General features: G+C 61.4%; 10 protein-coding genes. 1 reads left to right on the plus strand and 9 read right to left on the minus strand.

The window, feature by feature from the left end:
* The first annotated feature begins 231 nt into the window (after positions 1 to 231).
* Positions 232 to 828: a Tellurium resistance gene (locus I0Q12_RS02265; protein WP_197250420.1), complete on the plus strand. Its 597-nt coding sequence runs from the start codon at positions 232 to 234 to the stop codon at positions 826 to 828.
* A gap of 98 nt (positions 829 to 926) precedes the next feature.
* Here the strand turns inward: I0Q12_RS02265 and I0Q12_RS02270 are convergent, their stop codons facing one another.
* From I0Q12_RS02270 to I0Q12_RS02310, 9 genes are all read right to left on the minus strand, one after another.
* A complete protein-coding gene (locus tag I0Q12_RS02270) occupies positions 927 to 2177 on the minus strand; it encodes a serine/threonine-protein kinase (protein ID WP_197250405.1) in 1251 nt (416 codons plus the stop codon).
* Between the two features lie 6 nt (positions 2178 to 2183).
* Positions 2184 to 3131, minus strand: a complete 948-nt coding sequence (locus I0Q12_RS02275) for a hypothetical protein (RefSeq protein ID WP_197250406.1) — start codon at positions 3129 to 3131, stop codon at positions 2184 to 2186.
* Positions 3128 to 4057 (minus strand): protein phosphatase 2C domain-containing protein, encoded by a 930-nt coding sequence (locus I0Q12_RS02280; protein WP_197250407.1) that lies wholly within the window; start codon positions 4055 to 4057, stop codon positions 3128 to 3130. Before I0Q12_RS02280 ends, I0Q12_RS02275 begins: the two co-directional genes overlap by 4 nt.
* A 203-nt stretch (positions 4058 to 4260) precedes the next feature.
* Complete coding sequence (locus tag I0Q12_RS02285; protein WP_197250408.1) at positions 4261 to 4929, minus strand: VWA domain-containing protein; 669 nt, start codon at positions 4927 to 4929, stop codon at positions 4261 to 4263.
* A gap of 21 nt (positions 4930 to 4950) precedes the next feature.
* A complete protein-coding gene (locus I0Q12_RS02290) occupies positions 4951 to 5370 on the minus strand; it encodes a hypothetical protein (protein ID WP_197250409.1) in 420 nt (139 codons plus the stop codon).
* Positions 5371 to 5437: 67 nt separating this feature from the next.
* A complete protein-coding gene (locus tag I0Q12_RS02295) occupies positions 5438 to 6631 on the minus strand; it encodes a hypothetical protein (protein ID WP_197250410.1) in 1194 nt (397 codons plus the stop codon).
* A 233-nt stretch (positions 6632 to 6864) separates the two neighbouring features.
* Positions 6865 to 7338, minus strand: coding sequence for a VOC family protein (locus I0Q12_RS02300; protein WP_197250411.1), 474 nt, complete (start codon positions 7336 to 7338; stop codon positions 6865 to 6867).
* 160 nt (positions 7339 to 7498) lie between these two features.
* A complete protein-coding gene (locus I0Q12_RS02305) occupies positions 7499 to 9016 on the minus strand; it encodes a zinc-finger domain-containing protein (protein ID WP_231609856.1) in 1518 nt (505 codons plus the stop codon).
* A gap of 336 nt (positions 9017 to 9352) precedes the next feature.
* A partial coding sequence (locus I0Q12_RS02310) for a hypothetical protein (protein WP_197250413.1) occupies positions 9353 to 9895 on the minus strand: 543 nt, incomplete at its 5' end.

The following is a 9895-nucleotide window of genomic DNA, read 5'->3' on the forward strand; positions in this document are numbered from 1 at the left end:
ATGGAGGTCTACCGCCGCAACGGTGTATGGAAGGTCCGAAACGTCTCGCAGGGCTGGAACACCGGATTGCCCGCACTGGCGAAGAATTACGGAGTCGATGTCAGTCAGTCAGTAGCGCCTCCGACCCCACCTCCCGCGCCCGCTCCCACACCGGCACCGCCGCGACCTGCCGTCCCACCCTCCCGAGACGTCCGGCCAACGCCTCCGCCCACACCGGTCAATCTTTCGAAGATCACTCTCGACAAGAAGACCCAGTCCGTCAGCCTCGTCAAAGCAGGCGAGGAACAGGGCATCATGCGGGTCAATTTGAACTGGAGCGCGACCGGCTCCCGCAAGGGCTTCCTGAAACGACTCACCGGCGGCGGTGGCATCGATCTTGACCTCGGCTGTTTGTACGAACTCGCCGACGGAAGCAAAGGTGTCATCCAAGCGCTCGGCGAGGATTTCGGGTCGAGATACAGCTACCCGTATATCGAGCTCGACGGCGACGACCGGACGGGATCCGTTGCGGGGGGCGAGAATCTGTATATCGACCTCTCGAACCCAACCATCTTCAAACGCATTCTCATCTTCGCGTACATTTACGAGGGCGTGCCGAACTGGGCCGCAGCCGACGGTGTGGTCACGCTATATCGAACGCGAGGACCCGAGATCGAGGTGCGACTCGACTCCGGCGACAACCGTGCACCCATGTGCGCGATCGCGTTGCTGGAAAGCAAGAAGGGTGAGATCAGCGTGAAGAGAGAGGTTCGGTACATCCGAGGTGGCCAGTCGGACCTCGACAAAGCATACAAGTGGGGTCTTCGATGGGCTCCGGGAAGCAAGTAACCCGCACTGGTCGAGCCTGATCTGGCTCTGTGCAGCACCCGTTGCCCAGAGCCAGATCAGGCTAGCGTGATGCAGTCGACGACCACATCGTTCGCGACTCATACCCGCACCGATTCGAAAGCGTTCAACCACTCGGCGATCTGCGGACGCGTCCCGGCCGGTCCTCGTGCACGACTCCAAAGATTGGAGAGTTGTTCGGGATCGGCCCCACTCAACGCTGGAACATCGAAGTCATCGCTTATCAGCCCATCGAGGCTTCGCGCGATCAGCATCCGGTACGCCAAGAGCGCAAACTTATAGCGGTCGGAATCCATTCTCGTGACCACCGAGTCCGGCCACTCCGGATCCTCCCAGTCAGGGGTATCGACCGGACGCATCCGCGTGAACGGCAGGCTCCCCTGCACTCTCGACGAATCGAAGTCGAGGACGCACAGCTCGACGGGATTCAACGAGAAGATGAAGTTGACCCACGAGATATCTCCGTAGACGAGGTTGTTCCGATGCATTGCGTCGAGAAACCGCGCGACCAGATATACCAGCTCGAATCGCTCTTCGTCCGTGACATCGAACGGGAGTGCCATGGCTGATTTTCGAGGTATCGCGTGCTGCAGCTCGCGCTCACGCCGCTTCACACCCGACCTTCCGAACTTCACCTCGAAGAAGAACCGATCAGGGATACGAGGCATGACGTAGCCCATCAAGGTTTCTTCCCGCCGAACAGGGTTTTCCGGCCAGCAGAGGTGAATAGGGCACGCGGAGACCGCGGCCTCTACGGCAGTACGCCTGCGCAGAAGTTCCTCGAACTCACGCGCACCCTTCTCAAGCGGCATGAAGAAGCGCTTCTCGACTTCACCATCCCTCTCGATCAACTCGTAGACTGCTCCCTGCCCTCCCGAGCCCAGTTCGCGTCCACGACGAAGAGATCCGTCGTCGTAGTATCGAATCTCGTCTTGCCTATCGGGCTTGCGAAGTCTCGACCTCCACGCGTTGTTGGCACCCTTCGCCAGAATGACAGGACCGTCGGACGATACTCCAAGCTCGATGTTGCCGTCATCCGTGTGGTCGGTATCGATATCGGAGATCTCGTACGGATGAAAGCGGAATCCATCCGCATCGACCCTCAGCGGACGAGGCGAACTTGCCTCCGGAAATGCATGGTCGACACGCGCACCGTCAGCACGGTCGTACTCCGAATCGTCCAGATGCACTGGTCCCGTCCACAGGCGCTGCGGCTGGGGAACGGCAGCGGAGAAACGACGAAGGCGTCTCTTCGCACGAATGCGCAGCACTACGCCCACAACAATCAACGCGAGAGCGCACCCGGCCACTAGCACCACAAGCGAGTTCACGGTCCGTCACTTCTTCGGTGGAGTTACACTACGGAACTTTCGCTCCTGGCTTCCGAGCAATTCCGGCTTTGCGCTGGGCGCGGCGACAACACGCCGAAGTCCTGGCTGAACCGGTCGTGTTGCCCGTTCACTGAGTGCCGACACCCATGAGCGTGCAGTCGGTCTGGTCCCCACTGGCCCCATGGATCCGGCAATCGACTGCCGTATGCGTTGCGCTACACCACTTTCCAACCCATCCAGAGAGGCAGGATCGAAGTCGGCTGGCCGAGAATCGATCGTCTGTCCCAATACCCTCAGCACAGCAAGCGCCAACTTGTAGCAATCACGGTCGAATGTGGGAGCTGCACTACCAGCGTCGAGCGGATCGTCCCAGTCCGGCGTTTCCGCCTGAGGCAGAACCGCCGGCCTGTTCTGCAGTCTCATACCGTCACAGTCGATCAGCATGATGCGTGGAGTCGGTGTTCGGGCCCAGAGGATATTGGCGAAGGAAAGGTCGCCGATCACGATTCCGTGTTCGTGCAGAGTGCTCACAGCACCGGCAAGGTGGCGAAGTATCGCAATCCGTTCGTCCCGATTCGGCAGCGTGATCCCATCGAACAGCGGGCCAGGCTTCTTTGCGAGCACGCCAAGCTCCGACAGGCGGGACTTCCCTCGGGCATCAAAGGTGAAGTCTGCGGGCACCCGGGGCATGATGAAGCCCACCGGGTCATTTCCGGAACGTACGATAGCGCTGGGCCAAGCCGCCCAGTCGTCCACGGGTCTTCCCGACAAAACCAGCTTGTCGCGTACCGCAATCAAGGCCTCGAGTGACTCGACGCAAAACGAGGGATCCTTGGGATTGTGGTACTGCTTGTAGACCCTGCGCGGATCACCGACGAGTTCGTGGACGCTTCCTTGACCGCCGTCTCCGAGCTTGTTACCCAGCGCCAGTGAGGCAAGTTGCACGTCGCTCACGAGTCTCGCCCACCGAACCGTACACCGATGATGGTTCTGTCGTCGTCGAACGACTTCACTGTGGCATCCAGAACCTTGAGGAGATCTGCCGGGGCTGGAGCCGTCTGGCGCCACAAGTCCGCCAACGCGCGCGCATATGCGCTGTTGGACTTCACTGGGTCTTCCACACCGTCCGAAACCAGTGCCAGCGTCTCCCCTTCCCGGAAGGCTTCCACCCATACCGAAGCGGTGTGCCGACCAGGAAGCGGCTCGACGGAATTGTCGATGAGATCACTACCGCTGGTTGCCGCGGCGGGGCACCGAAGCTCGATCCATTCTCCCGCGGAAATCTTGAACGCCGGCGAATCTCCGATCTGCGCGAGCATGACGAAAGTCTCGGCAGAAGTCGAATCGACAGGCTTGTCGAAGACGATCGCCAGCGTCAAAGTCGTAGAGACATCCGACTCATCCAGACCATGCTCGGCAGCGATGGCTCGAAGCGTTGTCGAAATGTCTCGAAGCTCAACCTCACCGGGAGTCTTGGCGGATGCAATCGCATTGAGCAGTGCTTCATCCTCCACGACAAGGCGTGAAACAACTGCCGAGCCGAGATGAGACGCTTGTGCACTACCGACGCCGTCCGCTACCGCGAGAACCAGATAGTTGCCACGCCTCGCAAATGCGAAGTTGTCCTGCCGGACCTCACCGAGATACCGGTGGATGTGTCCACGAACCGAGACGGCTCGGAGGCTCCCCAGCTTGTCGTCCAGCCAGTCGATCGCGGTGTCACGCACCGTTTCGAAGCTGCGGAACTGCCGCTCGACGGGTTTCTTCGGTATCGGACCCAAACGTGCATCGGGACCGAACACCAGGTAGTCGCTCTTGGCTTCCAGGTTGGGGGTCTCCAGCAACACAGATGCCGCACTTCCCTGCGAGAATTCGCTCAACTCCGCCACGTTCGCCGCCGGAGGCGGGGGCACGGGACCGGCAGCGGGCCCAGTCCAGTACCCCTCAGACGGGTATTCACTTTGCTTCGAGTCCCCTGACGTACCTTCCTGTAGTGGAACGCCGTCTCCGCAATCGCCTTGGATATTCAGCTGAGGTGGATAAATCTCGCCGCCATCCTGCACCCATCGATCCCCCATCTGACTTACACCGTGTCCACTGCGAGACTGGTGAAGCCGGGAACCTCGGTCGGTGTCTGCAACTGCAGACCGCCTTCCTTGGTCATGCTGACACCGGACCGCACGATCGACTTCGTCAGCGCAGTCGCAAATTCCTGCAATGCCATAGCGGGAGACATGCTGGAATCCTCCTGGATGAACGCCCGGAAAGTCGCGATCGCCGAGATGACGTCCCTGTCGGCACGACCAATTCCGAAGGCAACGATGTTCGGCCTGTACTTGAAGGTCGAAGACGTAAGTTCGATGTACTCACTTTCCCAATCGGACGTGGGTTGCCCATCTGTCAGGAAGAAGACCACCGGTCGGTACACCTTGTGTCCCTGCGACTTGAGCCGATTGAGGTCGAGCTCGATCTGAGACTTCAGGCACCGCAATGCGGCAGCGAAGTTGGTTGCGCCCTTTGTGGTGAGGATCGGGAGTTCAGTGACCTGACTGAGGTCCGACAACTCCAGCAACACTTCGGCGTCATCACTGAAGCCGATGATGCCGAACTGCGTCTTGTCGGAGACCACTGGGTTCATCCCGATCTCGGCGTGCAGCTCGGGGAGCGCGGAGTTCATCGCATCGATCGGCTCTCCGTCCATCGACGCCGACTCGTCGCACACAAGATAGAAGGGGAGGATGTTCTGTCCCATAACGTCTTCGGTCCTTTCAGGTCAATCTGTGGTGAAGAGAAATACTTCCAGCCGCGCAGATCCGCTGGGTAGAGAACCATCCCAGAAATCACGGGCGGTGGTCCCGTCGAACAGTGCCGGGTCCACACAAGGTAGCTGGTCCGCGATTCGGAGCGCCGAGTCGAGCGCGACCCCGATGTCCCGTCCTCCTCCAAAGATCAGCGCCAATGCCGCGCGTTGATTCTCCAACGGACGCGCAGCCGCCTTCAGCCGATCACAGATCAAACGCGATTCTTCTTCCGCCGCACTGCCTCCACCAGTCAGAGCGCCAGCGTTGTACTCGACAGTGAGGATCTCCGGGGTCGGCTTCATCCCGACGATTTGGGGCAACTGTTCCTCTACCGCGACGGGGTCCGGAATCTCAGGTGCGGTTGCGGAGCCAAGGCCGACGATGAAGAGCACGATCAGGAGATCTGCGAAGATCCACCCTGCGATCGCTTCTGGACGGAGATACCATCTCCCGTTTCGCTCAGACGGCGTCGACATGGTCACCGTTCTGCGGATTGCCGACTAGAGCCAACTGACGAAGCATGATTTCGACGGCATCACGCGCTGCAGTGAGCTCAGAAGCTTGTGCCTGCATGGCACTTTCATGGCGCACGAGTGATCTTTCGATCTTGTGGACTGTGTCCTGGAGGTGCTGAACCGCAACCGTCAGGTCTCGGGTATTGGCAGCACTCCGCGCGTCCATATCGCCCAGGCTGGACGCCACTGCACTCTGAGCAGCTTCGTAACGCGTGACCCCTGTAACGAGGTCGTCAATCGTGGTCTTGACGGCGTCGCTGGATCTCGAGATCGCGGCCACCGTGTCTCTCTGAGTCCTGGCCAACTGATCGCTGACACCATCACTGAATGCCGTCAAGGTCGACGCGATACGGCGATGACTTTCGTCCGACGCTTCGCTCAAGGCGACAGATGCCAGCTCGACGCCTTCTGTCGAGGCCTTCGTCGTGTTGGCCGCTTCAGTGAGGGTGGTCGCTGCAGTCTCGAGGCCGGCGGTCGTGGCATTGAGTCGATCAATTCCCTCCCTCGTAGCGTCGTATGCCTCCGACAGTTGCTTGATCGACCGGCGAACGATCGCCTCTATTGCCGTCGGATCCGCCGCATTCAGACTTCCGATCTCCCGTTGTGCTGCACAGAGTGCACTGACCAATCGAGCTTCGAATTCAGCCGCGGACTCCTCGGTTCGATGCTCTACAGTGGCGGCTGCAAACCGATGCCCGATCATCAGCAGCGCAGCCAGACCGATCAGCACCACCGACACCACAGCCATCGGCACAAGCCTGTGCCATCCTGTGAGGTACCCCTCGAATCCGGAGATCCACAGACCGAGAAATGTGTCATCGGGCTTGATGCCACTTTGGGTCATCTCCGAATACGCCTGGGAAGCTGCATGAAGGCTGTACCAAGTCCACGCCACGGGAGCAAACACCGAGATTGCTGCGAGTGCCCCGACGATACCTTCGACACGACCCGTGGACCTGGGGCTCGTGATCGTAGCCGATGGAGGAAAGGCCGCGAGGAGGTCTATACCGGCCCACTTATCGGTCTCGCCTGTCGCGAGGCTGTTCGCCAAGTCCTTCAGGTCGTCTGCACGTCGCGCACAGCGCTTGTCGTTTGCAAGCTCGCGCAGCTTCTGGGCGTTCGATACCGGCGTTGTCAACGGTACGTCCCCATCGTGCACGCTTCCCCCAGAAGTAGGTCATCCCAGGTCATGACCGGTATCTCAGCTTTCACGCTCTATTGATACCTCAACTACCCGGGCGCGTTACACATCCCCACCTGTTCCAGGGCGTGTCTGAGCGCACGGACCCCGTGGAGCAGGGATAACGTGCGCCGGAAACGAACGGTGAGTCCAGTGCTTTCTGCATAGCGGTCCGGGACAGGCAGAACAGATCAGCGAGGTCGGCGGCGCGCTTCTTCCTCTGCCGACTCGACCGGGTTCACAACCGTGCGCACTTCCGATTCCGGGGTCTCGGTATGGGATTCGACCGTGTAGAACCGCACTTCGTGCCCGTCTGGATCGTGGAGGAGAGGAAGAATCCAGCCGATGGAGGCGAAATGTACTCCACCGTGCGGGTCGCCGAGCTGGTCGAGATGTCCTGCCAGCGCTTCGAGTGCATCGCGGTCGGGCACGCCGATCGAAAAGTAGTCGAATCCTGCCGCTGCTGCAGCCTTCTCTGGGTCGAGCCGCAGTGCCATCACCGGCCCGCCTGCCGGGTGCCGCATCGCAACACCCATGAGTCGACCCTCTTCGTGGAACTCGACCGCCACCTCGTAGCCGAGTCGCGTCCGATACCACTCGACCGATCGCGAGAGATCGGCGACGGGCAACTTCAGATGGTGAACGCCGGCGAGCGTCGGAATCATGACCAGTCCCCTCCGTGACGCTGACGTTCAGAATCCCTCGTCACGAGGAACTTCGTCAAGGAAGGCTTCCGCCCGGCGGAGCCCCGCAGTCGCGGATGTATCGATGTTCCCTGCGTTCGTCGATCGGCGGCACTCGCCTCGCAGTCGTTCGCCCGTTCTGTCAGGCAGGAACGACATTGTCGAAGTAGGCAGAATGCCCATCGACGCGATCGGAAACATCGTGGTCGACGATGTTGGGATAGGAAGTCCCGAAGCCAGCGAATCCAGCCGCAACGCTGCCGCCCTGCGCCACCGTATACGCGTATCGCAGCACTTGGTCCCTCGAGGAAAAGTAATTGTGGACCTTGTTGGACACCGCGCCATTCAACCTGCGCCAATCGCCCTTGCGGCCGATCGCCGCGCCTACGACATGGACCGTGTCGATCCGCGGACCACCTTGTTGCGTTGCCAGGGTCTCCGCGGCAGTGATCATGACGCGGGCGCCCAGGCTGTGCCCGACCAGGTGGTAGCTGGGAATTTCAGTTCGCGCGAGGATGCCGGCGAGCGCGACGCCTGTGCGGTCGGCGCGAACCTTCGCGGTGTGCCAGGGGTTCTTGGCGAGGTCGGCTGCGATCATTACCGGCGCAATCGGGTTGAGCTTCCCAGCGGCAACCTTGCCAGCCCTTGCCGCGACCCGAGCAGCGACTCCTACCGCATGTTTTGCGCCTGCGCCCCGGAGAACAGGGGCGCCCAGAGCAGCGAGTTCCTTGCTCCCCCAGTGGAGCTTGTAGACCGGCGCATCGGGGTAGCGACGGTCGACGAATGCGATCGCAGCCCGCCAGTCGGCACTCGATTCGTTCAGGAATCCGCGGGTGACGATGACCGGTGTGCCGACCCCGTCACGAAACTTCTCGATTTCGAACGACTTGTCTTCCCTGACATAGGAGTTGGTGATGCTGGCACCGAGGGCTCCACCGAGCGCAGCACCGACTGCCGCCACCACGTAGGCACCCCCGGCCATCCCCAGTCCACCTGCCGCAACCGCTCCACCGCCCAGGAATGCGAGGCCGACGTTCGCCGCTACTGCACCGCTGTAACCCATCATCGCGCCGATCGCTCCCCCGACAGCGGGTGCGGCTGCGATTCCACCCGGAATCGCCACGCCGGCGGCGAGCACCCCTGCAGCTGCGAGTTTCGTGGCTCTGTTCAGGTTCGGCTTGTCGTACTTCAGAAGCTTCTCGTAATCTTCTGGCCCTTCAACGGTGTCCGTCGCACGTTCGAAACTCGGAATGTCGTGCCGGTGCTCGGCGCAATATCGCGGGATGCGGAATGAACCCAACCCCCGGATTGCCATATGGTCACATTGCGGCGCAGCACATCTCAGAGTTGCCGTCCCGCAAGATGCACAAAGGTGCGCGCGAATACCGGAACGCTTACCCTCCACCTTTCGATGCTCGCTTCGAACGAAGCAGCCGGAACACCAGGCTGTAGTGGACACATCCGTCAGGTCGTCGATGAGGTTGGCAATTCCTTCGGCCACAGTGGCATGCTCGTCGGCTTGCTTCCGGTGACTCTTCCGCTGGTCGTCCTCGGTCGCTGCCCGATATTCGGTCTCGTGCTTCACGTACGCCCAGGCGTTGTGTATGAGTGCCTTGTTCGCGACCATCCTCGCGTCGCCCGTCACTGCGGGCTCAGCCATGACCAGGCTGCCCGTCAACCGAAGCAAACGACCTCCTAGGGAGCGAACTTCACACGTGATCGTGCCGTCCGAATCCGATGTGAAGTTCACTGCGTCCAAAGTTGCCCCTCCGCCCTACTCGAACATGACGCTGGAACGATAGATGATCGAACCGACAGACTGGATGTTCGGCGCGCCTTTCAGGGCATCGATCCGCTCGACCTTGCTGCAAGGCCGTCGAACACATCGGAACCGTTGAGCGTCGTGCATACGTCGGATCCGCTCGCCGGATGGACACAAACGTTCGTCCTGGACCTGTGCGGTTGTCCTACCGGCGCGCGGATCCGGACGGAAGCGTCACCGGGGCTGTTCGGGCAGTGCCTCTCCCCCGATCCCACTGATCTCGGTAATCGCCCATTCGTCGTCGCTGTCGAGGGTCAGGCGGTACGTGGCCGTGGACTGGATGCCTTCGGGTGCCTGGGCGTTGGTGGTGTGGACGCTGACGAAGCAGTCGACGGTGTAGGTGCCGTCGGGGCCGGCTTCGGCCTTGGCGGTGATGGGTTCCGCGGTCGACGACCACTGGAGGGGCACGATGATCTGTTCCATCGACGTGGCGGCCCTGGTGAGGCGGTCGGTGAGTTCCGGGGTCGTGCCGGCGACGAGCCGGCCCTTCCACGCGCCGAGGTCGCGGAAGTCCATTTCGGCCGCGCCGAGGGCGTAGTCGAGGGCGACCTGTTCGGCCTGCTCGCGACCGGCCGCGTCCGCGAGGAGCGCGTCGCGTTCGCTGCGGGCGTCGAGCCACTGCCAGGTGGTGAGGCCGAGGGCGGCGACGAGCACCACCCCGGCGGCTCCGACCGCGGCGCGGGGCGGGGTCCACCGCTTGCGGTCGGCGGTGATTTC

The organism is Rhodococcus sp. CX (genome assembly GCF_015865005.1).
In the GTDB taxonomy this organism is placed as follows: Bacteria; Actinomycetota; Actinomycetes; order Mycobacteriales; family Mycobacteriaceae; genus Rhodococcus.

Excerpts from the sequence above, each read along its gene's own strand:
- I0Q12_RS02285 (WP_197250408.1), bottom strand. The coding sequence starts at position 4,929 with ATGGGACAGAACATCCTCCCCTTCTATCTTGTGTGCGACGAGTCGGCG.
- I0Q12_RS02300 (WP_197250411.1), bottom strand. The coding sequence starts at position 7,338 with ATGATTCCGACGCTCGCCGGCGTTCACCATCTGAAGTTGCCCGTCGCC.
- I0Q12_RS02305 (WP_231609856.1), bottom strand. The coding sequence starts at position 9,016 with ATGGCTGAGCCCGCAGTGACGGGCGACGCGAGGATGGTCGCGAACAAG.